Source organism: Streptomyces sp. NPDC048211, from assembly GCF_043202315.1.
Taxonomy (GTDB): domain Bacteria; phylum Actinomycetota; class Actinomycetes; order Streptomycetales; family Streptomycetaceae; genus Streptomyces.
On the sequence record NZ_JBIDAD010000018.1, the window covers coordinates 1 to 26,131 of the forward strand.

Below are 26,131 nucleotides of genomic sequence, written 5' to 3' on the forward strand. Positions count from 1 at the left end.
TGTTTGATTTCTGGGGGTCAGTGCCCCCCCTCCCCCCCGGGGGGGGGGGGGGGTTGGGGGGGGGGGGGGGGGGCCCGGGGGGGGGGGGGCGGCGCCCGGCGCCCCCCCCCGGCCGGTCGTCGTACGTCCTGCTTCTACCTCACCGGCGTGAAGTCGCGCGCCCCGATGAACTCCGGGCGCCGCACCGGCGCCGCGAACGGCTCCTGGGCCGTGTTCTCCACGCTGTTGAACACGATGAAGACGTTGCTGCGCGCGTACGGGGTGATGTTGTCACCCGACCCGTGCATCGCGTTGCAGTCGAACCAGGTCGCCGAACCGGCCTTGCCCGTGAAGAGCTTGATGCCGTGCCGGTCGGCCATCTTCGTCAGCGCCTCGTCGGACGGGGTGCCGGCGTCCTGCATCTGGAGGGACTTCTTGTAGTTGTCCTTCGGCGTCTCGCCCGCACAGCCGAGGAACGACTTGTGCGAGCCGGGCATGATCATCAGCCCGCCGTTGGTGTCGTAGTTCTCGGTCAGCGCGATCGAGACCGACACGGTGCGCATGTTCGGCAGACCGTCCTCGGCGTGCCAGGTCTCGAAGTCCGAGTGCCAGTAGAACCCCGAGGCCCCGAAGCCCGGCTTCACGTTGATCCGCGACTGGTGGACGTACACGTCCGAGCCGAGGATCTGACGGGCCCGGCCCACCACGCGCTCGTCGCCGACGAGCCGGGCGAAGACCTCGCTGAGCCGGTGGACCTCGAAGACCGACCGTACGGAGTCCGACTTCGGCTCGATGATCGAGCGGTCGTCGGCCCGCACCGCCGGATCGGCGATCAGCCGCTCCAGCTCGGAGTGGTAGCCGGCCACCTCGTCCGGGGTGATCAGCTGGTCGACGGTGAGGAATCCGTCGCGTTCGAAGCCCTGGAGCTCCTTGGCGGCGACCGGACCCGGTGCGCCCGGCGCCGACCAGATGACCGGGTCCTGGCGGGGAGTGGTCATCTCGGCGGCGCCGCGCGACGGGTACAGGTCGGCGCGTACATCAGTGGTCATGGCGGTTCAGACCTCCTCGGTCAGCAGCGGGTAGACACCGTTCTCGTCGTGCTCCTCCCGTCCGGTGACGGGCGGGTTGAAGACACAGACGCAGCGGAAGTCCGTCTTGGGCCGCATGGTGTGGTGCTCATGGCCGTTGAGCAGGTACATCGTGCCGGGAGTGATCCAGTGCTTCTCGCCGGTCTCGTCATTGGTGAGCTCGGCCTCGCCCTCGACGCACAGGACCGCCTCGATGTGGTTGGCGTACCACATCGACGTCTCGGTACCCGCGTACATCGTGGTCTCGTGGAGCGAGAAGCCCACCTTCTCCTTGGCGAGCAGGATGCGCTTGCTCTCCCAGGTTCCGGAGGCGGCCTTCACATGCCGGTCGGTGTTCTCGATGTCACTGAACGATCGGACGATCACGGTGGGTCGGTGCCTTTCTCTCTACGGTGTCTCTCATCGGGCCCGCCCGGGGCGGCCCCGGGTCAGAGGCGGTCGGGCGACTTCGGGCCGGACAGCGGACGCGGTGCGGCCCGAAGTCACCCGACCGCCTCTCAGGCGGTCTCTCGGACGCAGCGGGCCAGCGTGCGCAGGCCCTCGTCCAGCTCATCGGGGGTGATGGTCAGCGGGGGCAGCAGCTTGACCACCTCGCTCTGCGGGCCGGAGGTCTCCAGGAGCAGTCCCAGTTCGAACGCGCGGGCGCACACGGCCGACGCACGCGCCGGTTCGTCGAACTCCATGCCCCACACCAGTCCGCGGCCGCGGAACCGGGCGGTCTCGTGCTCGCCGCAGATCGCCAGCAGGGCCTGCTCGACCTGCTCGCCGCGGGCCAGCGTCTGCTTCTCCATCTGGCCGTCCGCCCAGTAGGCGTCGAGCGCGGCGGCGGCGGTGACGAACGCCGGGTTGTTGCCCCGGAAGGTGCCGTTGTGCTCGCCCGGCTCCCAGATGTCCAGCTCGGGCTTGAACAGGCAGAGCGACATGGGCATCCCGTAGCCGCTGATGGACTTCGACAGCGTCACGATGTCCGGCGTGATGCCGGCCTCCTCGAAGGAGAAGAAGCCGCCGGTGCGGCCGCAGCCCATCTGGATGTCGTCCACGATCAGCAGCATGTCCTGGCGGTGGCACAGCTCCTGGAGCGCGCGCAGCCACTCGGCACGGGCGACGTTGATGCCGCCCTCGCCCTGGACGGTCTCCACGATCACGGCGGCGGGCTTGTTGAGCCCGGATCCCTGGTCCTCCAGGAGCCGCTCGAACCAGAGGAAGTCGGGGACCTGGCCGTCGAAGTAGTTGTCGAACGGCATCGGAGTGCCGTGCACCAGCGGGATGCCGGCTCCGGCCCGCTTGAAGGCGTTGCCGGTGACGGCGAGGGAGCCGAGGGACATGCCGTGGAAGGCGTTGGTGAACGAGACGACCGACTCGCGGCCCTTGACCTTACGGGCCAGCTTCAGCGCCGACTCCACGGCGTTGGTGCCCGTCGGGCCGGGGAACATCACCTTGTACGGCAGGTCGCGGGGCCGCAGGATGACGTTCTGGAAGGTCTCCAGGAAGGCGCGCTTGGCGGTGGTCGCCATGTCGAGGCCGTGCGTGATGCCGTCGCGCTCGATGTAGTCGATCAGCGCGCGTTTCAGCACCGGGTTGTTGTGGCCGTAGTTGAGCGAACCGGCTCCGGCGAAGAAGTCGAGGTACGAGTGGCCGTCCTCGTCGGTCAGCCGGGCGCCCTGCGCGCGGTCGAAGACGGCGGGCCAGCCGCGGCAGTAGCTGCGTACCTCGGACTCGAGGGTCTCGAAGACACTGAGGGCGGGCGGGGTGATGGTCACAGCGGGTCTCCTGCGTGAGGGGGGTGTGACGGGCGGCGGTGAAGGCGGCTACGACGGGCGGCACCCGCCGGAAGGCGTGCCGGCTCAGGCGTGGAACGGGCCGATGCTGTACAGCACTTCCGGCAGATGGGTGTCCTCGGGGAACAGGCCGCCGTCGAAGAGCACCTCGCGTTCCAGTGCCACGTCGTGGCGCCGCGCGTAGGAGGTGAACAGGCGGTCCGATGCCTTGTTGTCCGGGGTGATGGTCGTCTCGACCGAGGCGAGTCCCTGCTCGGCGGCGACGCGGGCGGTCAGGGCGTCCAGCAGCTTCGCTGCCAGTCCGGTGCCCCGGTGGCCGTGGTCGACGGCCACCTGCCAGACGACGAGCGTCTCCGGGCGGTCCGGCCTGATGTACCCCGTCACGAAGGCGACCGGGGAGCCGGTCTCGTCGCGGGCGACCACGGAGGTCGCCGCGAAGTCACGGCACCACAGCAGGTAGCTGTACGAGGAGTTGAGGTCCAGGACCTCGGAGTCGCGGGCAATGCGCCAGATCGCGGCTCCGTCCTCCACTCGGGGGGTGTCGATGGTGATGAATTCGCTTCGGGCACGTGCAATCTCTGCTGGTGCGGCGGTCATGCGAATTGAATTTACCCAGCAAATTTCTAAATTGCATCGACGCAAGGGGTTGGGTGAAGCGAATCCTTGTGTTATCGCGCGAGTGTGCGCCCCTGCGCGAATCCGCTCCGTTTTCTACCGATTTGACGGTCATATATCCGGCATAACACCCTCGGTGTGGAGTCGGTCACATGGTCGTAACTCTTATGCCACGCAACCGAATCGTGTAGATCGGCCGCTCGGGAAACTGAGGCGTTTAGCCCGGAGGAAAGCGGGCAGAAGAATGCGGGGAGCTGCTCCGAATAAGGCAGCTCCCCGCATTTATGTTTTGCGTCGGAATTTATGCGCTGGGCCAGGTTTCCGAAACGGCCTTCCGGGCAGCTTCCAGATCGACCTGCCGGCCCGCGTCGGCCAGCGCCGCCCCCAGAGCCGCGAGTGAGGAGAGCACCGCGCCCCGCGTCGCGTCCACACCGTAGTGATTGACCCGGATCATCTCCTTGGACAGCGCCCCGCCGCCCGCGATGAGCGGCAGCGAGGGCTCGGCCGCCAGCGCCCGCGCGACCAGTTCCGAGGCGTCCACGCCCTCGGGCGTGCGCAGCGTGGTCGCCACCGGGGCCGCGTCCGCGGCCTCGTGCACATACGGTTCCAGGCCGCCGCCCAGAGCCACCGCACCGGCCCGGGTGGCTGCGGCCGCCGCCGCGTGACGGGCCATCAGCGCGTCCAGCCCCTCCGCCTCGATCCGCTCCACGCAGGCCTCCAGGGCCAGCATCTCCAGCTGGGCCGGGGCGTGCAGCAGCGCCGTGCGGCCGCCGTCGATCCAGCGCTCCTTCCAGTCCAGCAGGGAGAGGTAGGAGCGGCGCGGAGCCTGCGGGTTGGCGGCGATCCGCTCCCAGGCGCGTGCGCTCACCGACACCGCGGACACGCCGGCCGGACCGCCCATCGCCTTCTGCGCCCCGATCACACACAGGTCCACACCCCAAGCGTCCGGCAGCAGCGGCTCGGCGCCCACCGACGCCACGGCGTCCAGCATGAACAGGGCCCCGTGCGCACGGACGACCTCGCCGATCTCCGCGACCGGGTTGGTGTTGCCGGTGGCGGCCTCCGCGTGCACCAGCGACACGAAGTCGATCTCGGGGTGCGCGGCAAGGGCCTCGGCCACCTGGGTGGCGGTGACGGCCGTGTGGAACGGCACCGCGAGGTCGATGACCTCGGCACCGCAGTCGCGCAGCCAGTTGCCGAACGTCTGCCCGTACGGCCCCGTGACGATGTTCAGCGCCGTCGAACCGGGCCGGGCGCCGCCCCTGATGCAGCCTTCGAGGGGGAGGAGTGCCTCGCCCTGCATGATGACGACGTCCTGCTCGGTGGCGAGGAGACCGGCCACCCGCCGCTCGATCGCCGCGAAGTGCGCGGCGGTGAGCGGGGTCAGGTCGAGGAAGGGGTGCGTCACGGTGGTGCTCTCTTCGGGATCGGAACGGTGTACGGCCCGGCCTGCGAGCAGGCCTGCCCCGAGGGTACCGAGCCCGCCGCGGACGGCCCGGACCCGTCCGCCCGATCGCTCCTGAGGTGCCCGCCGGATCGGTCCCGGCCTGTCCGCCGGGTCGGCTCGGACGGGCGCGGTGCGTGGTCCGGTGCCTCGTACAGTGCTGTCCATGAGCGATCACGAGGCGCCGCGGGTGCTGCAGGTGAAGGGGCGGGTGCTCGTCGGCCCCGAGGACGTCAGGGACGAGATCTGGGCGGTCGACGGGCGGATCTCGTACGAGCGGCCCGCCGGTGTACGGGACGCGGTCGTCGTCACCGGCTGGGCCCTGCCGGGGCTGGTCGACGCCCACTGCCACGTCGGGCTGGACCACCACGGAGCCGTCGACGCGGCCACCACCGAGAAGCAGGCCCTCGACGACCGGGAGGCCGGCGCGCTGCTCCTGCGGGACGCGGGCTCGCCCGCCGACACCCGCTGGATCGACGACCGCGAGGACCTGCCGAAGATCATCAGGGCCGGCCGCCACATCGCCAGGACCCGGCGCTACACCCGTAACTACGCCCACGAGATCGAGCCCGGCGAACTAGTGGCGTACGTCGCGCGGGAGGCGCGCCGCGGGGACGGCTGGGTGAAGCTCGTCGGCGACTGGATCGACCGCGAGGTGGGCGACCTGACCGCCTGCTGGCCGCGCGCGGAGGCCGGGGCGGCGATCGCGGAGGCGCACCGGCTCGGTGCCCGGGTCACCGCGCACTGCTTCGCCGAGGACTCGCTGCGCGATCTCGTCGAGGCCGGGATCGACTGCATCGAGCACGCGACGGGACTGACCGAGGAGACCATCCCGCTCTTCGCCGAGCGGGGGGTGGCGATCGTTCCCACTCTGGTCAACATCGCCACCTTCCCCTCGCTCGCGCAGGGCGGCGAAGCCAAGTACCCCCGCTGGTCCGCCCATATGCGCCGGCTGCACGAGCGCCGGTACGACACGGTGCGCGCCGCGTACGACGCGGGGGTGCCGGTGTTCGTCGGCACGGACGCCGGCGGAGTGCTCGCCCACGGTCTGGTGGCCGACGAGGTCGGTGAGCTCGTCAAGGCGGGCATCCCGGCCCTGGAGGCGCTGTCCGCGACGACGTGGGGAGCCAGGGCGTGGCTCGGCAGGCCGGGGCTGGAGGAGGGCGCGCCGGCCGACCTGGTGGTGTACGACGAGGATCCGCGGGCGGACGTACGGGTGCTGGCGGCCCCGCGCCGGATCGTGCTGAACGGGCGCGTGATCGGCTGAGCCGGGCGCCCCGGGTCCGGGCTCGTTCGGGCCCGGAGTGCGCCGTGTTGACCGGCAGTTACCGGGAGCGGTGCCACTCGTTGAATCCCTTCCGCACACTCCGGTACGAGAGGCCTCCGCGTCGCCCGCACGCGTGAAACGGGTGAACTCCAGGAACGCACGTGCCGGAATAATCGAATACAGACACGGAAACCCCCCTTTGGGGTGAACTCACGTCAGGTGTCTGTCAGTTCACCCTCTGTGCGTAAAGATTCACGGAGTCGAGGCCGCCGGTGCCCGCGATGTCCCCCATTGGATGTGCGCCGGCGGCTCCATGTCTCTTGTGGGGGTTCCACCATCTTGAACAGCAACACCTTCCGCCTCGCCGCCCTGGCGGTCGCCGCCGCTCCCGTCGCCCTGCTGGTCACCGTCCCGGCGCACGCCAGCACCGCGACCACCACCACGACCTCCGGCGACGGGAAGGCGAGCGCGGTCGTGCTCCGTACCGCACTCGACGTCTCGCTCCTCAACAAGACGATCGACGTGCCCCTCGAGGCCACACTCAACGAGGTGAAGGCGCCGCGGAGCGCCGAGAAGACCGCGCTCTCCGTGAAGCTCGACGGGGTGGACGGCGGGCAGCCGGTCAGGGTGCTGCGCGCCGACGTGGCCACGGCGAAGGCGACCGTCGGCAAGCACCGCGCCGAGGGCTACAGCAATGTGGTGAAGGCGCGGCTGCACCTGCCCGGTCTGCCGCTGCTCTCACTGGTCGAGGTCGAGCAGGTCACGTCCAAGGCGGTCTGCGAGGCCGGCCGCAAGCCGGTGGCCGAATCGAACGTGCTGGGGCATGTGAAGGTCCTCGGCAAGCGCGTCACCCTCACGGCCGGAGGCAGCACACGGGTCGCGGTGAAGGACGTCGGCGAGGTGACACTCGACCTGTCGAAGACGAGCACCACCTCGCGCACCGCGGCAGCGGTGGCGCTCCAGCTGAAGGTCTCGGTCAACCCGCTCAACCTGAACGTCGCCGACGTCAAGGGCGAGGTCACACTCGCCGAGGCCACCTGCGAGACGCCGAGGACGGGTGGCGGGCACAGCGGCGGCGGCGAGAACGGCGGCGGGCACAACGGTGGCGGGCACAACGGCGGCGGGGAGAACGGCGGCGGGCACAACGGCGGCAGCGAGAACGGGGGCGGTGACAGCGGCGGATCGACCGGCGGTGGCTCCTCGGACGGTGGCTCCTCGGACGGCGGCGCGACCGACGGAGGCTCCACCGACGGAGGTTCGACCGACGGCGGATCCGGCACCGCGGGCTCCACGGCAGGGTCCACGGCGGGCTCCACGGCGGGGTCCACGGCCGGTGACATCGGCGGTGACGTGAAGCCCCAGACCGGCACCGGTGAAGCACCGCAGACCGCCACCGACGTCGACCTCGCCGAGACGGGCAGCAGCTCCACCACGCCGTACGTCGCCGGAGGCGCCGCCCTCCTGCTGGCGGTCGGCGCCGGAGCCATGGTCGTGGCCCGGCGGCGCGCGCAGGACTGACACCCGGGCGCGCGGCCGGGACCCTCGGCCGGATCATGCCGGACTCCCCGAGCCCGGCATGATCCGAACGAGAGGCCATGGGCCCGAGGGGGCGGCCGGGGGGCCGTAGGAGGGGAGGGGAGCGGCGTTCCGCAGGCGGAGCGCCGCTCCCCACTTGTGCGGCCGCGCCGCCGCATTCGGACGACTGTTCCCGCGCGGCGGGGATCGGCGCTATGTTCAGCTGCCATGGACCAGACCACAGACCCGGCGGCCCCGGGCGAGCCGGCACCGGAGACCCTCTTCGAGCAGATCGGTGGCGGCCGGGCCGTCGCCGCCGTGGTGGACCTCTTCTACGCACGGGTCCTGGCCGACCCCGAGCTGACGCCCTACTTCGCGGGAAAGGACGTGACCCGGCTCAAGGCGCACCAGCGCGTCTTCGTCGGCAGCGCCCTCGGTGCCACGAGCCCCTACACCGGCCGGGCCATGGGCCACGCCCACCAGGAACTCGGCATCACCGGACCCCACTTCGACCGCGTCGTGGACCATCTCGCCGCGGCACTGGCCGAGAGGGGAGCCGACGCCGCCACCATCGGCCTGATCGCCGCGAAACTCGCCCCGCTCAAGCCGGACATCGTCAGCGGCTGACCGCGGACAGCGCCTGGAGCGCCTGGTCGAACGCCTGGAGGAAACGGTTGGTCGTCGTGCGGTCCCGCACGGCCAGCCGCAGCCACTCGTCGCCGAGCCCCGGAAACGTGTCGCCACGCCTGGCCGCGAAGCCCAGCATCCGCAGCCGCTCACGTATCTCCGCGGCCCGCTCCAACCGGACCAGAACGAACGGCCCCTGCGCCGGCTCCACCACCCGGATCTCGGTGAACTCCCTTAGACCCGCCACCAGATGGCAGCGGTCCACCGCGATCCGGTCGGCCGCCGCAGCCGCCTCCGCCAGTGCCCGCGGCTCCACACACGCCTCGGCGGCCGCCAGCGCCGGGGACGACACCGGCCAGAGCGGCTGTGCCTCCTCCAGCGCGCGGATGGTCTCCGGCGCGGCCGCCACGTAACCGATTCGCAGACCGGCGAGCCCCCAGGTCTTGGTGAGGCTGCGCAGGACCACGAGCCCCGGGACGTCCGTGCGGCCGCACAGCGCCTCCCGTTCGCCCGGCACCGCGTCCATGAACGCCTCGTCGACCACCAGCGTCCGCCCGGGACGCGCCAGTTGCTCCAGCACGGCCGCGGGATGCAGCACGGACGTCGGGTTGGTCGGATTGCCGACCACCACCAGATCGGCCTCGTCCGGCACGGCCGCCGGATCCAGCCGGAAGCCCTCGTCGGCCCGCAGCAGCACGCGTGTCACCTCGTGCCCGGCCGCGCGCAGCGCCGCCTCCGGCTCGGTGAACTGCGGATGCACCACGACCGGCAGCCGGGCCGGCAGCGCCCGCGCGATCAGTACGAACGCCTCCGCCGCACCCGCCGTCAACAGAAGCCGCTCCGGCGGCAGTCCGTGCCGCGCGGAGACCACCGCACGCGCCGCGCGCCCGTCCGGGTACGCGGCGAGCTCGCCGAGGGACGCGGCGATCCGCTCCTTCAGCCAGGCCGGAGGGGTGCCGGCCCGTACGTTGACGGCGAGATCGGTCAGATCCCGGTTCCGTCCCCGTACCTCCGCGTCACCGTGGTGCCGCAGATCGTGCGCGCCGGCGCCTGTCGCGTCGGGGCGTTCAGTGGGAGTGTGCATGACCGCCATGGTGGGGGTGGTGGTGATGGCCGTCGTCGTCAGGGTGGAAGTGCGGCTGCTGCGGCAGTCCCACCTTGTCCTCGAAGCCCGGCAGTGCGATCCGGTACACGCAAGAGTCGCAGTTCATCCGCAGATCGCCCTTGACGGCCTCCCGATAGCGCTCCATGACCAGATCGAGCAGTTCTTCCGCGGCACCGATCACTCCGGCCGACCGGACGTCCGGCTCCGGGTGGGCGGCGGCCCACTCCTCGGTCTGGTGACGCACGCGGTCCGGCAGGATGCCCGTGAAGAGGAAGTACGGCAGAACGACTATGCGCCCCGCACCCAGCTTCACGCAACGGTCGAGACCGGACGGCACATCGGGGGCGGCGAGCGAGACGAAAGCCGTCTCCACACCCGCGTACCCCCGGCCCTCCCAGAACAGCCGCGCGGCCTTGTACACCTCGGCGTTGGCGTCCGGGTCGGTGGAACCGCGCCCCACCAGCAGGATGGTCACCTCGGACCGGTCGGTGTCGCCCAGCACCTCGTCGACCCGCCGCTCCAGCACCTTCAGCAGCGCCGGGTGCGGGCCCAGCGGACGCCCGTAGGTGTAGGAGATGCCCGGGTGGCGCTCCTTCTCACGGGTCAGCGCCGCCGGGATGTCCCCCTTGGCGTGTCCGGCCGACACGAGCATCAGCGGAACAGCGGCGAAGTGCTTGACGCCCTGCTCGACGAGCTCCGTCACGGCGTCGCCCAGCGGCGGCGGCGACAGCTCGATGAAACCGCCCGCGACGGACAGCTGCGGATTGCGGGCGCCCAGCTCGGCCACGAAGTCACGGAAGGCGGCGGCCCCGCCCTCGTCCCGGGTGCCGTGGCCGGCGATGAGCAGTGCGGGCCGGTCGGTCGGGGTGTTCACGGATGCTCCTCGGTGTTCATGGGGGATGGGGTGCGGGGCTGCGGGCCGGTTCACCGGGCCGCCTCCGCCGCGGGCGCGGCCGTGGCCGACTGCCAGCGGTAGCCGCGCGGGGTGACCATGCGGCCCGCGATCTCACGGGTCGCCGTGTTGCCGACGGTGACGACGGTCATCATGTCGACGGAGGCCGGGTCCAGCGCAGCCAGCGACGTCACCCGGCTCGACTCGTCGGGTCGCGAGGCGTTGCGTACGACCCCGACCGGTGTGGCAGGCTCCCGGTGTCCGGCCAGGATCGACAGCGCCTTCGGGAGCTGCCAGTCGCGGCCCCGGCTGCGCGGGTTGTAGAACGTCACGATGATGTCGGCCTCGGCCGCCGCACGCACCCGGCGCTCGATGACCTCCCACGGCGTGTGCAGGTCGGAGAGGCTGATCGAGACGTGGTCGTGGCCCAGCGGGGCGCCCAGGATCGCGGCCGCCGCCAGTGCGGCCGTCACCCCCGGAACGCCCACCACGTCGATGTCGGCGCCCGCCTCGGCCAGCGCGGGGGACGCCATCGCGTACACGCCCGCGTCACCGCTGCCGATCAGCGCCACGGCATGTCCCCTGCGCGCCTCGGCGACCGCGGTACGGGCCCGCTCCTCCTCGGCGCCCAGCCCCGACTCCAGCACCGTGGTGCCGGGCCGCAGCAGGTCCCTGATCTGGTCGACGTACTGGTCGAGCCCGACCAGCACCGACGCCCGCCGCAGCTCGTCCCGGGCGCGTGGCGTCAGCAGGTCACGCGCCCCGGGCCCGAGCCCCACGACGGCGAGGCGCCCGCGCGGGGCCCGGCGCACCACCGCACAGGTGGCCATCGCGGCCCGGCCCGCGGGCTGCGACTTCCGCTTCGGTACGAGGAGTTCACCGCCGCCGGCCAGCGCCGCGGCCTCCGCCACCGAGGGCGTTCCGACGGCGGCGAGCGGCGCGTCGGACGGATGCGGGACCTCGATCCGGGCCAGCTCCTCGGCCGGGTACGTACGCAGCGGCACACCGAGCCGTGCGGCGGCGGCCACGATCCCGGGCTCCTGGGCCTTGGCGTCCACGGTCACCAGCTCCGCGACGCTCAACGGCGAGAGACCGGCCTCCGCCAGAGCGTCCCGGATCAGCCCGGACACCTCGTCCGCGGGCGCGTCCTTGGACGCGCCGACCCCTACGGCGAGCGATGCGGGCCGCAACACGGCCTCTCCCGGACCGAGTTCCACGACCCGGTCGGTGAGGTGCAGCACCGCGGATCCGTCGGCGCCGGGGCGCACGTTCGGCGGCAGGGCGGGCAACGGCCTTACGGCGTCGGCCCGCAACGCCACCGGGGCACCGTCGAGCATCGCCCGCGACACCCCCGCGACATCCCCCTCCACGGGAAGCCCCAGCATGTCCAGACCGGGCACGCCCACCGCGTCCGTCGCCGTCGTCACCACGGGCGCCGCCCCCAGGACCTCACCGACCGCCACCGCCAGGGCGTTCGCCCCGCCGCCGTGCCCGCCGAGCAGCGCCACGGCATGGCGCCCCGCCTCGTCGACACAGACGACACCCGGGTCGGCCGCCTTGTCCGTGAGCAGCGGCGCGACCAGCCGCACCACGGCCCCCGTCGCGAGGAAGCACACCAACTGCTCGCACTCGCCGAACGCCCGCCGCACGGCCTCGCCCACCGGACCGTCGTAGACCACGGCACGGCCGGGCCAGGCCGCGGCCAGCCGGTCACGGGCGACGGCGCCCGCCGCCGTCGCGGAGATCAGGCCGATCACTGGGTTGCTCCTTCACTTGCACCGGCCGCGGAGCGGACGCCCCACAGCAGAAAGACCGGATTGGCCGCGGCGAGCCGGGTCACGTCACCGGGCAGCGGCGCCAGCCGCGAGGACTGCAGCAGCACCCCCTCGGGCACGAAACCGGCGCCGGCCAGCGCCGACCGCACCTGCGGCACGCGGTCCAGGGCCGCCACCGCGACCACCACCGCACGCCGCGCCCGCCGGGCGCAGGCCGCCACGATCGCGGGCAGTTCACGCCCGCCGCCCCCGACGAACACCGCGTCGGGTTCCGCGAGATCGGAGAGCACGATGGGGGCGGAACCGTGCACCGCCCGTACGTACACCCCGTGCGCGGCGGCGTTCGCCCGGATCCGCTCGACCCCGTCCGCCGTCTTCTCGACGGCCACGGCGGCCGCGCCGAGCCGGGCGCACTCCACCGCCACCGATCCCGAACCGGCACCGATGTCCCACACCAGATCACCGGTGCGCGGCCCGAGCCGGGCCAGCGCCAGCGCCCGCACCTCGAACTTGGTGATCATCGAGTCGCGATGCTCGAACTCCGCCTCGTCCAGCGCCCATCCGGCCGGACCCGAGGCCGGACCGGCCACTGTCCGGGCCGGCGACAGCGGCCTCGACTCGTCCAGGCACAGCACCACACTCACCGGATCCGGCCACGGACGCGCCGCCGCCTCCCGGGGCGTCAGCCGCTCGACGCGCTCGTGCTCCGGGTCGCCGAGCGCCGTCGCGACGACCAGGGTCCGTTCCTCGCTGCGGTACAGCAGCCCCGCGGCCAGCTCCGCGGGCCCGGCACCGGGCCCGGTCAGCACCGCGACCTTGGGGTGCGCGAAGCACACGTTCACCGCGGTCCGCGGATCACGTCCGTGCGCGCTGACGACGACCGCGTCGTCCCACGGAATGCCCAGCCGGGCGAACGCCACCGCGATCGACGGCGCACCCGGCCGGACATCGAGCGCCTCGGGCCCGAACCGCTCCGCCAGGGCCCGCACGATCCCGAAGAACCCCGGATCACCGGAGGCCAGCACGACCACGCGGGCCCCGTCCTCGGCCAGGTGCTTCCCGATCCGGTCGAGAGCCGGAGCCAGCGGCCCCAGCACCACCCGCCCGGCGCCCGCCGGCAGCGCGGCAGCGTCCAGATGACGCCGGGCCCCCACCACCAGCGTGGCCCGCGCCAGGGCGGTCCCGGCATCGGGGCCGAGCGGCGCCCCCGTCCCCGTACCGAAGACCCGGATCACGAGCCGGACCGCTGGGCGCGCAACTCGGCCCGCGCCGCCTTGTCGGCCTTGCGGTACCCGTGGAAGTGCCCGGGGTGGTAGAGGTGCGACCGCGTCCCCGACGCCGACAGGGCCGGGCCGACCAGGAACAGCGTGTGCTTCCAGAGCTTGTGCTCCTTGACCGTCGCCTCCAGCGTCTCGATCGTGCAGTGCAGGATCAGCTCCTCCGGCCACGTCGCCTGGTACGCGATCACCACGGGCGTCGAGGTCGGGTACCCGCCCTCCAGCAGCTCCTGCGTCAGCTGACCGGACCGGGCCGCCGACAGGAACAGCGCCATCGTCGTGCCGTGCCGGGCGAACTCCCGCACCTCCTCACCGGGAGGCATCGGCGTCTTGCCGCCGCCCAGCCGGGTCAGGATCACCGACTGCGCCACCTCCGGGATCGTCAGCTCGCGCTGCACGAGGGCCGCGACCGCCGAGAACGACGACACACCCGGCACGATCTCCACCGCGACGCCCAGTTCGCCGCACCGGTCGACCTGCTCCTGCGTGCCGCCCCACAGCGCCGGGTCACCGGAGTGGATCCGGGCCACCCTCAGCCCCTCGTCCGCCGCCCGCCGGTACACGGCGACGACCTCTTCGAGGGACATCTGGGCGGAGTCCAGGATCTCGGCACCCTCCCGGGCATGGCCGAGGACCTCCGCCTGCACCAGGCTCGCCGCCCAGATGACGATGTCGGCGTCCGCGATCGCCCGCGCCGCCCGGAAGGTCAGCAGGTCGGCGGCGCCGGGGCCGGCACCGACGAACGTCACGGTGCCACGGGTGGGCGCGGCGGCTGCGTCGACTGCTTCGGACATGGGACGGGTCCTTTCGGGACAGGGGAGGAGCGGAGTACGGGGGCGGGCGCTCTGAGATGCGCGCACCGGGGTCAATCGGCTAGCAAGAGCCCATGGCGGTGTTCGTCGCGCTCGGCGCGTTCCTGATGACCCTGGCCGGCGGCTGGGTCGCCCAGCGCGTCACCGACCGCCGTCACCTGGTGCTCGGATTCGCGGGCGGACTGATGCTCGGAGTCGTCGGCCTCGACCTGCTGCCGGAGGCCATCGAAGCCGCGGGCGGCCTCGTCTTCGGCGTACCGGCGGCCCTGCTGCTGTTCGTGGGCGGCTTCCTCTTCGCCCACCTGGTGGAGCGCCTGCTCGCGGTACGCCAGGCGGCACACGGCGCGAGCGAGGAACGCGTGCCCCAGGTCGGACTGACGGCGGCCGCCGCCATGGTCCTGCACAGCCTGATGGACGGCGTGGCGCTCGGCGCGGCCTTCCAGGTCGGCGGCGGCATGGGAGCGGCCGTCGCCCTCGCCGTCATCACCCACGACTTCGCGGACGGCTTCAACACGTACACGATCACCAGCCTGTACGGGAACGCCCGCCGCAAGGCCCTGACGATGCTGTACGCGGACGCGGCGGCGCCCGTCGTCGGCGCGGCGACGACGCTCGTGTTCACCCTTCCGGAGCAACTTCTCGGCTGCTATCTCGGCTTCTTCGGCGGCGCCCTGCTCTACCTCGCCGCAGCCGAGATCCTGCCCGAGGCGCACCACGAACACCCCGCCCGTTCCACCCTGCTGTGCACGGTGGCCGGAGTGGGCTTCATCTGGCTGGTGGTGGGCCTGGCGCAGTGACCGCCTCACAACTTGCCGCCCCGCCCGCCGTCGCGCGGCGCGGGCGCGATCAGCGTGGAGAGGTACGGCAACGGCCCGTCGGCCAGCTCCGCCGCCGGCCGGATCGACTCCTCCGGCAGCCCGAGCGCCGAACCCCACACCGCGTCCTCGGTCCGCCCCGTCTCGCGCAACGCCGTGGCGACCTCCTCGGCCAGCCGCCCGAACTTGTACGCGACGACCGTCCCGGGCCCCTTCAGCGCCTCCCTCAGCACGGCCGCCCCGGCGGTCACCGGCACCAGCGTCAACGGCTCGGTGCCCTCGGTCAGCACCGCGCCACTGCGCGCGGCCAGATCCTGCATCGCCGTGATCCCCGGCACCGTCACCACGTCCGTGCCCGGCAGCAGTTCACCGATCGTGTGCGCGAGGTAGGTGAACGTCGAATACACATTGGGGTCGCCGATCGTCGCGAACGCCACCGAACCGTGCGTACGCAGCAGCTCCGCGACCCGCGCGCCCGCCGCGTCCCACGCCGCCTCCCGGCGCGCCCGGTCCGTCCGCTCGTTCAGCGCGAACACGACACGGACGACCTTCTCCGCACCGACGTAGTGCAGCACCGTCGCCTCGGCACGCCCCCGCTCACCCGTGTCCATCACGGGCACCACGACGACCGCGGCGTCCCGCAGCGCGTTGACGCCCTTGACGGTCACCAGCTCCGGATCACCCGGGCCGACCCCGACCCCCACCAGCGTGTTCATCCTTCGCACCTCTCCACGAATCGGCGGGCCGTACCGGGCGCCGAGGCCCAGTGCGTATGCAGATAACTCGCGTGCACGCCCCGGTGCACGAACCCCTCGACGCGCCGCTCCGGCTGGTGCATGCCCCAGGCCGGCTCGTCCCCGGCACCGGGTTCCAGCACGGTGCGGTGGAACTCGTGCCCGCGCGTCCGGGTCCCGGCCACCGCCAGCACGCTGTCGGAGAGCGCCACGGCGTCCCGGTAGCCGAGCGTGAGGCGCTCCGACATCCGCGCCTCGGCGTCCAGGACCCCGCACATTGGCAGCCCGTCCAGCGACCGGGCCAGATACAGCAGCCCCGCACACTCGGCGGCCACCGGAGCGCCGGAGGCGGCCAGCTCCGCGACGGCCTTGCGCAACGGCTCGTTGGCCGACAGGTCGGGCGCGTACACCTCGGGAAACCCGCCCCCGATGACGACCCCCCGGGTCCCGTCGGGCAATGCCTCGTCCCGCAACGGATCGAACGGCACGACGGTGGCCCCGGCGGCGGCGAGGAGCTCGCTGTGCTCGGCGTAGGAGAAGGTGAACGCGGGACCGGAGGCGACAGCAACGCTCAGCCCCTCCGGCGTTCGAGGAGCGGGGTCCGGGGCGGAGCCCCCCCGCGGCGGAGCCGCATCATGTCGCTGCCGGGAAGGGGCGGGGAGGGGAACAGGCCCGCCGCAGGCGCCCACAGCCTCGGCCGCGCTCCACGCACCCGCACCCGGCACGGGAGGCGCAGACCGCGCCAAGGCAAGCAGCGCCTCCAGGTCGCACCCGGCCCGCACCCGATCCCCCATCGCCGCGACAGCGGCCACCGCATCGCCCCGCCGTTCGGCCACCGGCACCAGCCCCAGATGCCGTGACGGCACCGCCACCTGCGCGGCCCGCCGCAACACCCCCAGCACCGGTACCCCGGACTCGTCCAGGGCCTCCCGCAGCAACGCCTCGTGCCGGTCGGAGCCCACCTTGTTCAGGATCACCCCGCCGATCCGCACCTGCGTGTCCCACGAGGCGAAACCGTGCACCAGGGCCGCCACGGACCGCGACTGCGACGACGCGTCCACGACCAGCACCACGGGCGCCCGCAGCAGCTTCGCCACCTGGGCGGTGGACGCGAGCTCACCCTGCCCCGACGCGCCGTCGTACAGCCCCATCACGCCCTCGACGACCGCCAGGTCACACCCGTCCGCACCGTGCGCGAACAGCGGAGCGATCAGCTCCGGCCCGCACATGTACGCGTCGAGATTGCGCCCCGGCCGCCCGGTGGCGAGCGTGTGGTAGCCCGGATCGATGTAGTCGGGCCCCACCTTGTGCCCGGACACGGCGAGCCCCCGCCCGGCGAAGGCGGCCATCAGGCCCGTCGCCACGGTGGTCTTGCCGCTGCCGGACGACGGCGCGGCGACGACCAGGCGCGGAACGTTCACCACTCGATGCCCCTCTGGCCCTTCTGCCCGGCGTCCATCGGGTGCTTGACCTTCGACATGTCGGTCACCAGGTCCGCCGCGTCCACCAGCGCGGCGGGTGCGTTGCGACCGGTGATCACCACGTGCTGGTTCCCGGGCCGCCGGCGCAGCACCTCGACGACCTCTTCGGTGTCGACCCATCCCCAGTGCATCGGGTAGGCGAACTCGTCGAGCACGTACAGCCGGTACGTCTCGGCCGCCAGATCGCGCTTGACCTGCTCCCAGCCCTCGCGCGCCGCCGCCTCGTTGTCGAGCTGCTGGTCGCGCTGGACCCAGGACCAGCCCTCGCCCATCTTGTGCCAGGCGACGGACCCGCCCTCACCGCTCGCGCCGAGGACCTTCAGCGCGTTCTCCTCGCCGACCTTCCACTTCGCCGACTTCACGAACTGGAAGACCCCGATCGGCCACCCCTGATTCCAGGCACGCAGCGCCAGCCCGAAGGCGGCCGTCGACTTTCCCTTGCCGATGCCGGTGTGCACCACCAGCAGCGGCCGGTTGCGGCGCTGCCGGGTGGTGAGCCCGTCGTCCGGCACACTGACCGGCTGTCCCTGCGGCATTACGCGACCCTCCTGCTGTAGCCCTGAACGTCCTTGACCAGTCCGGCGATCGAATCGGCGCGCAGCTCGTCGAGGGTGACGGCGGTGCCGCCCAGGTCACCCGCGAGACTCGCCGCGAGCCCGAGCCGTACGGGCCCCGACTCGCAGTCCACGACGACGGAGGCGATGCCCTCCGCCTCGTGCAGCCGGGCAGCCCGCGCGGCCAGCGCCACCGGCTCCGGCCCGCCGGTCGCCCGCCCATCGGTCACCACGACCAGCAACGGCCGCCGCGACGGATCGCGCAGCCGCTCCACCCGCAGCACGTCATGCGCCTTCAACAGCCCGGCGGCCACCGGCGTACGCCCGCCGGTCGGCAGCATCTCCAGCCGCGCGGCGGCGGCGTCCACCGACGACGTCGGCGGCAGCGCCACCTCGGCGTCCTTGCCCCGGAAGGTGATCAGCCCGACCTTGTCCCGCCGCTGGTAGGCATCCATCAGCAGCGACAGCACCGCACCCTTCACGGCGGTCATCCGCTGCCGGGCGGCCATCGACCCGGACGCGTCCACGACGAACAGCACGAGGTTCCCCTCGCGCCCTTCCCGCGTCGCCTGCCGCAGATCGTCCCGCCGCACCACCAGCCCGCGCCCCGACCGGCCCCGCGCCCGCTGGTGCGGGGCTGCGGCCTGCACGGTCGCGGCCAGATGCAGCTTGGTCAGCGCGCCCTGAGGACGCCGGGCACCGGTCGTGCGCCCGTGCTCGGTACGCGCCCGGGACCGCCGTCCCGCCGCGCCCTCCCCGAGACCCGGCACGCTCAGCATCTTCGTACGGAACGGCTCACCGGCCCGCACGGGCTGCTGCTCGCCGCCCCCGGTGGACTGCCCCCGGTCCGGTTCCCCGCCCTGCTCGGGCACGGACTGCGCGGGCGTGTCGTCGGCGCCGCCCTCGCCCTGCGGCGGCGTGTCCGGCCCGTCGCCCTCCGGCGGCCGGCCGCCGCCACCCGGGCCGTCCGGGTCCGGATCGTCGTCCTCGGCGCTGTTCTGCTCCAGTGTGTCGTCGAGCTTTTCCTCGTCGAGCCCCGGCGCGTCGAAGGGATTGCGCCGGCGCCGGTGGGGGAGCGCGAGCAGGGCTGCCTGCCGTACGTCCTCGGCCAGCACGTCCTCGCGCCCGGCCCAGGCGGCCAGCGCGGTGGCGGTCCGGGCCATCACGATGTCGGCCCGCATCCCGTCGACCTCGAAGGCGGCACAGGTGGCGGCGATCTGCCGCAGGGCACCGTCACCGAGCCGCACGCGTGGCAGCAGAGCCCGGGCGGCCACGATCCGGGCCCGCAACGCGCCCTCCTCGTCGGCCCACCGGGCGGCGAACGCGGCCGGATCGTCGTCGTACGCGAGCCGTCGCCGCACCACCTCCACCCGCAGATCGGTCTCCCGGGAGGCGGCGACCTCGACGGTCAGCCCGAAGCGGTCGAGCAACTGCGGGCGCAGCTCCCCTTCTTCGGGGTTCATCGTCCCGACGAGCAGGAAGCGCGCGGCATGCCGTACGGAGACGCCTTCGCGCTCGACGTACGAGGCACCCATGGCGGCGGCGTCGAGCAGCAGGTCGACCAGGTGGTCGTGGAGCAGGTTGACCTCGTCGACGTACAGGATGCCGCGATGCGCGTCCGCGAGGAGCCCCGGCTCGAAGGCCTTCACGCCCTCGGCGAGCGCCCGCTCGATGTCGAGCGCCCCGACGAGCCGGTCCTCGGACGCGCCGACAGGCAGCTCCACGGTCCGCGCCGCCCGCGACACGCCGGACCCGGGCTCGTGGGGACCGTCGGGACACGCCGGATCGGGGGAGCCGGGAGCGCAGGAGAACCGGCAGCCGGGGACGACGGCCACCTCGGGCATGAGCGCGGCCAGCGCGCGGACCGCGGTGGACTTGGCGGTGCCCTTCTCGCCGCGCACGAGGACGCCACCCACGGCGGGGCTCACCGCGTTGAGCAGCAGTCCGAGCCGGAGATCGTCCTGCCCGACGATGGCGGTGAAGGGGTAAGGCGTACTCACAAGGCCTCCTTGACGAGGGCGAATCCATGTCCCTCAGGGGCGCGTGCCGGCCCCTCCGGCGATTGAGGAGCGGGGCGGGTAGGGGACAGGCCCGCCGCAGGCGCCGCGCACACCACGCGCACCCGCCTCACTCGTCCCCCTCCAGTTCCCCTTCGAGCTCCAGATACGTGGCCCGCAACCGCTCCAGCGTCTCCGCGTCCGGCTCCGCCCACAGCCCCCGCTCGGCCGCCTCCAGCAACCGCTCCGAAATCCCGCGCAGCGCCCACGGGTTGGACTTCCTCATGAAGTCCCGGTTGGTCTCGTCGAACACGTACTCCGCCGACAACTTCTCGTACATCCAGTCGTCGACCACCCCCGCCGTCGCGTCGTACCCGAACAGGTAGTCCACGGTCGCCGCCATCTCGAAGGCGCCCTTGTACCCGTGGCGCCGCATGGCCGCCATCCAGCGCGGGTTCACCACCCGCGCCCGGAAGACCCGGTGGGTCTCCTCGCCCAGCGTCCGCGTCTTCACCTGGTCCGGCGTCGCCGAATCGCCCACGTACGCCTCGGGCGACTCGCCCGTCAGATGCCGCACCATGGCGACCATGCCGCCGTGGTACTGGAAGTAGTCGTCGGCGTCGACCAGGTCGTGTTCCCGCGTGTCGACGTTCTTCGCCGCCACCGCGATCCGCCGGAACGCCGTCTCCATGTCCCCGCGCGCGGCCCGCCCCTCAAGGCCGCGTCCGTAGGCGTAACCGCCCCAGACCGCGTACACCTCGGCCAGGTCCGCGTCCGACCGCCAGTTGCGCGCGTCGATCAGCGGCAGCAGCCCCGCCCCGTACGCCCCCGGCTTCGAGCCGAAGATGCGGGCCGTGGCCCGGCGGCGGTCGCCGTGCTCGGCGGTGTCCTCGTCGGCGTGCGCCCGTACGTAGTTGGCGTCGGCCGGCTCGTCCAGCTCGGCCACCGCGCGGACCGCGTCGTCGATCAGGCCCACCACGTGCGGGAACGCGTCCCGGAAGAAGCCCGAGATCCGGACCGTCACATCGATGCGCGGCCGGCCCAGTTCGCTCACCGGCACCACCTCGAAGCCCGTCACCCGGCGCGAGGCGTCGTCCCACACCGGCCGGCAGCCGAGCAGCGCCAGGATCTCCGCGATGTCGTCGCCCTGGGTGCGCATCGCGGAGGTGCCCCACACCGTCAGGCCGACCGACTTCGGGTAGTCGCCCGTGTCAGCCAGGTACCGGGCGATCAGCGAGTCCGCGAGCGACTGGCCGACCTCCCACGACAGCCGGGACGGAATCGCCTTCGGGTCCACGGAGTAGAAGTTGCGGCCCGTCGGCAGCACGTTGACGAGTCCGCGCGTGGGCGAACCCGAGGGGCCCGCCGGGACGAAGCCGCCGTCCAGAGCCTTCAGGATGTGGTCGATCTCGTCGGTCGTCCGGGCCAGCCGGGGCACGACCTCCTCGCAGGCGAAGCCCAGGACGGCGACGGCGTCCGGGAGTTCGATGCCCAGCACCTCGCGTACGAGACCGGCCGCGGCGGTCACGTCCCAGCCGCGCGCCTCCATGCCCTCCGCGAGCCGGCGGCACAACTGCTCCAGCAGGTCGATCGCGTCCGCGCCGGTCCGTGCCGGCCCTTCCACCAGCGCGCTCAGCCCGTCCGGCACCTTCACGGCCGCGCCCGGCTCGCCCAGCAGCTCCTTCTCGCTGAGCCCGAAGTGCTCGGCGATCGCCGCCCGCAGACCCGGCAGCGCGTTGGCCGTACCGCCCCACACCTGCGAGGCGCGCAGCACCGCGAGGACCAGGTTGACCCGGGCCTCGTCGACCGGGCCGCCGCCCAGGATGTGCAGCCCGTCGCGGATCTGGACGTCCTTGATCTCGCAGAGGTAGCCGTCGATGTGCATGACGAACGAGTCGAAGTCGTCGTCGCCCGGCTGCTCGTCGACATGCAGGTCGTGGTGCAGCTCGGCGGCCTTGACCAGGGTCCAGATCTGCGCCCGCACCGAGGGCGCCTTCGTCGGGTCCAGGTCGCTGACCAGCGCGTACTCGTCGAGCAGCTGCTCCAGCTTGGCCAGGTCGCCGTAGGTGTCGGCGCGCGCCATCGGCGGCACCAGGTGGTCCACGACCGTGGCGTGGCCCCGGCGCTTGGCCTGGGTGCCCTCGCCCGGGTCGTTGACGATGAACGGGTAGATCAGGGGGAGTTCGCCGAGCACCGCGTCCGGGCCGCAGCCGGCGGACAGGCCGAGGCCCTTGCCGGGCAGCCACTCCATCGTGCCGTGCTTGCCCATGTGGACGACGGCGTCCGCGCCGAACGTGTTCTCCAGCCAGCGGTACGTGGCCAGGTAGTGGTGCGAGGGCGGCATGTCCGGGTCGTGGTAGATCGCGATCGGGTTCTCGCCGAATCCGCGCGGCGGCTGGATCAGCACCACCACGTTCCCGAACCGGAGCGAGGCGAGGACGATGTCGTCCCCGTCCACGTACAGCGAGCCCGGCGGCTCGCCCCAGTGCTCCAGCATCGAGTCGCGCAGCTCCGGTTCCAGCTTCGCGAACCACTCCCGGTAGTCCGCCAGCGGCACCCGCGCCGGAGCCGCGGCGAGCTGCTCCTCGGTCAGCCACTCCACGTCGTGGCCACCGGCGTTGATGAGGCGGTGGATGAGCTCGTCACCGTTGTCCGGGTGCCCTTCGACGCCGTATCCGGCATCGCGCAGGGCGTCCAGGACGCGGACGGCGGAGGCGGGCGTGTCCAGGCCGACCGCGTTGCCGACGCGGGAGTGCTTGGTGGGGTAGGCGGTGAAGACCAGGGCGAGCTTCTTCTCGGCGTTCGTCTTGTGCTTGAGGACGGCGTGACGCACGGCGATCCCGGCGACGCGGGCCGCCCGCTCGGGGTCGGCGCGGTACACCGGCACCTCGTCCGGGCCCTGCTCCTTGAAGGAGAACGGCACGGTGATGAGGCGGCCGTCGAACTCCGGGATGGCGACCTGCATCGCCGCGTCCATGGGGGAGAGCGCGGCGTCCGAGGCGTCCCACGCGGCGCGCGAGGAGGTCAGGCAGAGCCCTTGCAGCACAGGCACGTTCAGGTCGGCGAGCGCGCCGATGTCCCAGGCCTCGTCGTCGCCCCCGGCGGAGGCGTCCGACGCGCGGGTGCCGCCGGACGCGAGCACCGTGGCGACCAGGGCGTCGGCCCGGCCGAGCAGCTCGTACAGTCCGGCGTCCGCACCGCGCAGCGAACCGCAGTACACGGGAAGGGCGTTGGCGCCGCGCGCCTCGACGGCGTCGCACAGCACGTCGACGAACGAGGTGTTGCCGGAGAGGTGATGAGCCCGGTAGAAGAGCACGCCGACGGTCGGGCGGCCCTCGGTGAAACTACGGCTGCCGTGCAGGCCCCACTCGGGCATCTTCTGCGGTTCGGCGAAGCCGTGCCCCGTGAGCAGGACGGTGTCGGAGAGGAAGCGGGCCAGCTCGACGAGGTTTCCCGGGCCGCCCTCCACCAGGTAGCGCAGCGCCTCGGCGACGACCCCGGCCGGTACGGACGACTCGGCCATCAGCTCCGCGTCCGGCACGGTCTCACCGCCGAGCAGCACGGTCGGGATGCCGGCCGCCTTCAGGGCGGCCAGCCCGTCCTCCCAGGCACGCTTGCCGCCCAGCAGACGGACCACGGCGACGGAGGAGCCCTCGATCAGCGCGGGGAGTTCCTCGTGGACGTCGATACGGGTCGGGTTGCCGATCCGGAAGGGGGCGCCCGAGGCGCGGGCGGCGAGGAGGTCGGTGTCGGCGGTCGACAACAGCAACACGGTGCTCAGCGGGGCGGTCAGCGGGGCGTTCATGCGCGTGCTCCAGGTGCTCCGGGGGCGATGAAGGGAAGTCCTGCCGGTGCGCCCGACTCGATGAGTCGCCACAGCGCATCGGTGTCCGCGTGTTCTTCGATGAGGTCGCCGAGGCGGTCGAGCTGTTCCTCGCGCAGGCCGGCGAAACAGGTGTCGGGGGCCGGGACGAAGCGCCGGCCGGCCGCCTGCGCGATCTCCGTCAGGAAGCGGCGGCGGAAGGCGTCGCTCTCCAGCGAGCCGTGCCAGTGGGTGCCCCACACGGAACCGGAGCGGCAGCCGTCCAGGCGCTGCCCCTGCCCGTCCGTGAGGAAGGGCTCGCCGCCGCGCACGTCCGCGACGCCGTGGTGGATCTCGTACCCCTCGACGGGGGCGCCGAGCGCCTCACCGGTTGGCCGGGCGAGGGTCTTCTCGCGGTCGAACCGGATGGTTACGGGCAGCAGTCCGAGCCCGTCCACCCGCCCGGCGCGCGACTCCACGTCGTCCTCGATGTGTTCGCCGAGGATCTGGTAGCCGCCGCAGATGCCCAGCACCGGGCGGCCCTCGGCGGCGCGTCGCAGCAGGGCGTCGGCGAGCCCGCGCTCGCGCAGCCAGGCCAGCGCCTTCACGGTGCCGCGGGTGCCGGGCACGATGACGAGGTCGGCGTCGTGGAGTTCCTCGGCGCGGTCCACGAACCGCACGACGACGCCCGGTTCGGCCGCCAGCGCGTCCACGTCGGTGAAGTTGGACATCAGCGGCACGGCGCACACGGCGACGCGCAGGATGTCCTCGCCGTGCGGCGGCGCGAGCACCGACTCCCGTACGGCGCCCCGCAGCGAGACCCGCAGTCCGTCCTCCTCGTCGATGCCGAGGCCGTGGGCGAACGGCAGTACCCCGTAGGTGGGCCGTCCCGTGAGATCGCGCAGCATGTCCAGGCCCGGCTCCAGCAGCGAGACGTCGCCGCGGAACTTGTTGACCAGATAGCCCGCGATCAGCGACTGGTCCTCGGCCGAGAGCAGCGCCGTCGTACCGAAGAACGAGGCGAAGACCCCTCCGCGGTCGATGTCGCCGACGACCACCACCGGGAAGCGTGCCGCCCGTGCGATGCCCATGTTCACGATGTCCGTGCGCCGCAGATTGATCTCGGCCGGACTGCCCGCCCCCTCGCAGATCACTGCGTCATACGTGCCCCGAAGCTGCTCCAGGCAGTCCACGACGGTCGACAGAAGCGATTCCTGCCGGCCGCCGTGGTAGCCGCGTGCGCTCATCTCGCCGACCGGACGCCCCATCAGGACGACCTGGCTGGAGCGGTCGCTGCCCGGTTTGAGCAGCACCGGGTTCATCAGCGCGGTCGGCTCCACCCGGGCGGCCTGGGCCTGCATGGCCTGGGCGCGGCCGATCTCGGCGCCCTCGCGGGTGACGAAGGAGTTGAGCGACATGTTCTGTGCCTTGAACGGCGCCACCTTCACGCCCCGGCGCACCAGCCAGCGGCAGATGCCGGCCGTGACGACGCTCTTGCCCGCGTCCGATGTGGTTCCGGCGACCAGCAGTCCGCCGCTCATGTCCGTCTCCGTCCTGGGATGCGCGTTTCCGGGGTCCGGGTGAGGCGCCGGGCGGCGAGCCCCGCGCCCAGCCGGGCGGCCACGCTCACGCCGAGGGCCAGCGCGCTCACGCGACGCGACAGCCGTACGGCCCGTTCGATGTCCTCGGGCTCCACCGCGCGGCCCGTCTCCCCGTTGAGCACGGGACGGTGCTCGACCCGGCCGCCGTAGGCGAGCGTCCCGCCGAGCCGTACGCCGAGCGCGCCCGCGAACGAGGCTTCCACCGGCCCCGCGTTGGGGCTCGGGTGCCCGGCGGCGTCGGCCCGCCAGGCACGGGCCGCTCCGCGTGGCCGTCCCCCGGCGGTCACGGCGAGCAGGGCCGTCAGCCGGGCGCCCGGCCAGCCCGCGACGTCGTCGAGGCGGGCCGATGCCCAGCCGTAGCGCCGGTAGCGGGGCGACTTGTGACCGACCATCGCGTCGAGCGTGTTGGCGGCCCGGAAGCCGACGAGTCCGGGCACCCCGCCCAGCGCGCCCCACACCAGGGCGCCGACGACGGCGTCCGAGGTGTTCTCGGCGACGGACTCCACGACGGCGCGGGCGATCTGCGGCCCGTCCAGGGAGTGCGGGTCGCGGCCGCACAGGTGCGGCAGGCGCTCACGGGCCAGCTCGATGTCCCCGGCGGCGAGCGCGCCACCGATGGCCCGGGCCTCGCGCCCCAGCGACGTACCGCCGACGACGGACCAGGTGGCGGCGGCGGTCAGGGCGACGGACGCGGCGGGGTGGTGGCGCAGGGCGCGGGAGGCCAGCGCGGCACCCCCGGCGGCGCCTCCGGCGCAGACCAGGGTGTGCAGGGCGCCCCACCCGCGATGGTCGCGCCACAGACGGCGTTCGACGCCTGCCGCGGCCCGCCCGAAGACGGCGACCGGGTGCCCCCTGCGGGGGTCACCGAGCAGCAGATCGCCGATCAGACCGGCTGTGGCGCCGTACGCGAAGATGCGATCGGCACGCACGGTTCAGCCGGCCGTTGCGCCTCGAAGGACCTTGGGGCCTGTTC

20 protein-coding genes and 1 pseudogene are annotated in these 26,131 nt (G+C 72.8%); 4 read left to right on the top strand and 17 right to left on the bottom strand.

The annotated features are described in order from the left end of the window. Positions 1-134: 134 nt before the first annotated feature. The 5 genes from thpD to ACGFZA_RS38010 all read right to left on the bottom strand — a co-directional run bounded on the left by thpD (position 135) and on the right by ACGFZA_RS38010 (position 4,868). Positions 135-1,028, bottom strand: a complete 894-nt coding sequence (thpD, locus tag ACGFZA_RS37990) for an ectoine hydroxylase (RefSeq protein WP_385280817.1) — start codon at positions 1,026-1,028, stop codon at positions 135-137. A gap of 6 nt (positions 1,029-1,034) precedes the next feature. Next, entirely contained in the window at positions 1,035-1,433 is a 399-nt protein-coding gene (locus ACGFZA_RS37995; RefSeq protein WP_385280814.1) for an ectoine synthase, read from the bottom strand. 131 nt (positions 1,434-1,564) lie between these two features. Beyond that, positions 1,565-2,827, bottom strand: coding sequence for a diaminobutyrate--2-oxoglutarate transaminase (gene ectB, locus ACGFZA_RS38000; protein ID WP_393685261.1), 1,263 nt, complete (start codon positions 2,825-2,827; stop codon positions 1,565-1,567). Positions 2,828-2,911: 84 nt separating this feature from the next. Further along, a complete protein-coding gene (gene ectA / locus ACGFZA_RS38005) occupies positions 2,912-3,442 on the bottom strand; it encodes a diaminobutyrate acetyltransferase (protein WP_385280812.1) in 531 nt (176 codons plus the stop codon). A gap of 319 nt (positions 3,443-3,761) precedes the next feature. Further along, positions 3,762-4,868 (bottom strand): pyridoxal-phosphate-dependent aminotransferase family protein, encoded by a 1,107-nt coding sequence (locus ACGFZA_RS38010; protein ID WP_393685263.1) that lies wholly within the window; start codon positions 4,866-4,868, stop codon positions 3,762-3,764. Positions 4,869-5,070: 202 nt separating this feature from the next. On the opposite strand from ACGFZA_RS38010, the gene ACGFZA_RS38015 reads away from it, so the two are divergent. From ACGFZA_RS38015 to ACGFZA_RS38025, 3 genes are all read left to right on the top strand, one after another. Beyond that, positions 5,071-6,171 carry an amidohydrolase family protein gene (locus ACGFZA_RS38015; protein ID WP_385280806.1) on the top strand — a complete coding sequence of 367 codons (1,101 nt, stop codon included), beginning with the start codon at positions 5,071-5,073 and terminating at the stop codon, positions 6,169-6,171. Between the two features lie 339 nt (positions 6,172-6,510). Continuing rightward, complete coding sequence (locus ACGFZA_RS38020; protein ID WP_393685265.1) at positions 6,511-7,689, top strand: SCO1860 family LAETG-anchored protein; 1,179 nt, start codon at positions 6,511-6,513, stop codon at positions 7,687-7,689. A 225-nt stretch (positions 7,690-7,914) separates the two neighbouring features. Next, complete coding sequence (locus ACGFZA_RS38025; protein ID WP_393685267.1) at positions 7,915-8,313, top strand: group 1 truncated hemoglobin; 399 nt, start codon at positions 7,915-7,917, stop codon at positions 8,311-8,313. Here the strand turns inward: ACGFZA_RS38025 and cobC are convergent. From cobC to cobM, 5 genes and pseudogenes are all read right to left on the bottom strand, one after another. Further along, positions 8,303-9,412 (bottom strand): annotated as a pseudogene (cobC, locus tag ACGFZA_RS38030) (Rv2231c family pyridoxal phosphate-dependent protein CobC); the annotation flags it as partial. The gene ACGFZA_RS38025 and the pseudogene cobC sit on opposite strands and share 11 nt — an antisense overlap. Further along, on the bottom strand, positions 9,381-10,292 hold the full coding sequence (locus tag ACGFZA_RS38035; protein WP_385280797.1) for a sirohydrochlorin chelatase: 912 nt from the start codon (positions 10,290-10,292) through the stop codon (positions 9,381-9,383). The pseudogene cobC and the gene ACGFZA_RS38035, both read right to left, overlap by 32 nt. 50 nt (positions 10,293-10,342) lie before the next feature. Then, positions 10,343-12,067: a precorrin-3B C(17)-methyltransferase gene (cobJ, locus tag ACGFZA_RS38040; protein ID WP_393685270.1), complete on the bottom strand. Its 1,725-nt coding sequence runs from the start codon at positions 12,065-12,067 to the stop codon at positions 10,343-10,345. Continuing rightward, the gene (cbiE, locus tag ACGFZA_RS38045) at positions 12,064-13,320 is read right to left on the bottom strand and encodes a precorrin-6y C5,15-methyltransferase (decarboxylating) subunit CbiE (RefSeq protein WP_385280792.1); all 1,257 of its coding nucleotides are present in this window, start codon (positions 13,318-13,320) and stop codon (positions 12,064-12,066) included. The genes cobJ and cbiE overlap by 4 nt, the downstream gene beginning before the upstream one ends. Then, complete coding sequence (cobM, locus tag ACGFZA_RS38050) at positions 13,317-14,156, bottom strand: precorrin-4 C(11)-methyltransferase (protein WP_385280789.1); 840 nt, start codon at positions 14,154-14,156, stop codon at positions 13,317-13,319. Before cobM ends, cbiE begins: the two co-directional genes overlap by 4 nt. A 92-nt stretch (positions 14,157-14,248) precedes the next feature. Between cobM and ACGFZA_RS38055 the strand changes: the two genes are divergently transcribed. Continuing rightward, the gene (locus tag ACGFZA_RS38055; RefSeq protein ID WP_385280786.1) at positions 14,249-14,971 is read left to right on the top strand and encodes a ZIP family metal transporter; all 723 of its coding nucleotides are present in this window, start codon (positions 14,249-14,251) and stop codon (positions 14,969-14,971) included. Positions 14,972-14,976: 5 nt separating this feature from the next. On the opposite strand, the gene cobI is transcribed toward ACGFZA_RS38055, so the two are convergent. The 7 genes from cobI to ACGFZA_RS38090 form a co-directional block, all read right to left on the bottom strand. Further along, a complete protein-coding gene (cobI, locus tag ACGFZA_RS38060) occupies positions 14,977-15,705 on the bottom strand; it encodes a precorrin-2 C(20)-methyltransferase (protein ID WP_385280783.1) in 729 nt (242 codons plus the stop codon). Continuing rightward, the gene (locus ACGFZA_RS38065; protein ID WP_385280780.1) at positions 15,702-17,147 is read right to left on the bottom strand and encodes a cobyrinate a,c-diamide synthase; all 1,446 of its coding nucleotides are present in this window, start codon (positions 17,145-17,147) and stop codon (positions 15,702-15,704) included. Before ACGFZA_RS38065 ends, cobI begins: the two co-directional genes overlap by 4 nt. Then, complete coding sequence (cobO, locus tag ACGFZA_RS38070; RefSeq protein ID WP_385280777.1) at positions 17,141-17,740, bottom strand: cob(I)yrinic acid a,c-diamide adenosyltransferase; 600 nt, start codon at positions 17,738-17,740, stop codon at positions 17,141-17,143. Before cobO ends, ACGFZA_RS38065 begins: the two co-directional genes overlap by 7 nt. Further along, positions 17,740-19,758 (bottom strand): putative cobaltochelatase, encoded by a 2,019-nt coding sequence (locus ACGFZA_RS38075; protein ID WP_393685275.1) that lies wholly within the window; start codon positions 19,756-19,758, stop codon positions 17,740-17,742. The genes cobO and ACGFZA_RS38075 overlap by 1 nt, the downstream gene beginning before the upstream one ends. A 127-nt stretch (positions 19,759-19,885) precedes the next feature. Beyond that, on the bottom strand, positions 19,886-23,560 hold the full coding sequence (gene cobN / locus ACGFZA_RS38080; RefSeq protein WP_393685277.1) for a cobaltochelatase subunit CobN: 3,675 nt from the start codon (positions 23,558-23,560) through the stop codon (positions 19,886-19,888). Further along, the gene (locus ACGFZA_RS38085; protein WP_385280768.1) at positions 23,557-25,098 is read right to left on the bottom strand and encodes a cobyric acid synthase; all 1,542 of its coding nucleotides are present in this window, start codon (positions 25,096-25,098) and stop codon (positions 23,557-23,559) included. The genes cobN and ACGFZA_RS38085 overlap by 4 nt, the downstream gene beginning before the upstream one ends. Next, positions 25,095-26,087, bottom strand: a complete 993-nt coding sequence (locus tag ACGFZA_RS38090) for a cobalamin biosynthesis protein (RefSeq protein WP_385280765.1) — start codon at positions 26,085-26,087, stop codon at positions 25,095-25,097. The genes ACGFZA_RS38085 and ACGFZA_RS38090 overlap by 4 nt, the downstream gene beginning before the upstream one ends. Between the last annotated feature and the right edge of the window lie 44 nt (positions 26,088-26,131).

Excerpts from the sequence above, each read along its gene's own strand:
- thpD (WP_385280817.1), bottom strand. The coding sequence starts at position 1,028 with ATGACCACTGATGTACGCGCCGACCTGTACCCGTCGCGCGGCGCCGCC.
- ectA (WP_385280812.1), bottom strand. The coding sequence starts at position 3,442 with ATGACCGCCGCACCAGCAGAGATTGCACGTGCCCGAAGCGAATTCATC.
- ACGFZA_RS38015 (WP_385280806.1), top strand. The coding sequence starts at position 5,071 with ATGAGCGATCACGAGGCGCCGCGGGTGCTGCAGGTGAAGGGGCGGGTG.
- ACGFZA_RS38025 (WP_393685267.1), top strand. The coding sequence starts at position 7,915 with ATGGACCAGACCACAGACCCGGCGGCCCCGGGCGAGCCGGCACCGGAG.
- cobM (WP_385280789.1), bottom strand. The coding sequence starts at position 14,156 with ATGTCCGAAGCAGTCGACGCAGCCGCCGCGCCCACCCGTGGCACCGTG.
- ACGFZA_RS38055 (WP_385280786.1), top strand. The coding sequence starts at position 14,249 with ATGGCGGTGTTCGTCGCGCTCGGCGCGTTCCTGATGACCCTGGCCGGC.
- cobI (WP_385280783.1), bottom strand. The coding sequence starts at position 15,705 with ATGAACACGCTGGTGGGGGTCGGGGTCGGCCCGGGTGATCCGGAGCTG.
- cobO (WP_385280777.1), bottom strand. The coding sequence starts at position 17,740 with ATGCCGCAGGGACAGCCGGTCAGTGTGCCGGACGACGGGCTCACCACC.
- cobN (WP_393685277.1), bottom strand. The coding sequence starts at position 23,560 with ATGAACGCCCCGCTGACCGCCCCGCTGAGCACCGTGTTGCTGTTGTCG.
- ACGFZA_RS38085 (WP_385280768.1), bottom strand. The coding sequence starts at position 25,098 with ATGAGCGGCGGACTGCTGGTCGCCGGAACCACATCGGACGCGGGCAAG.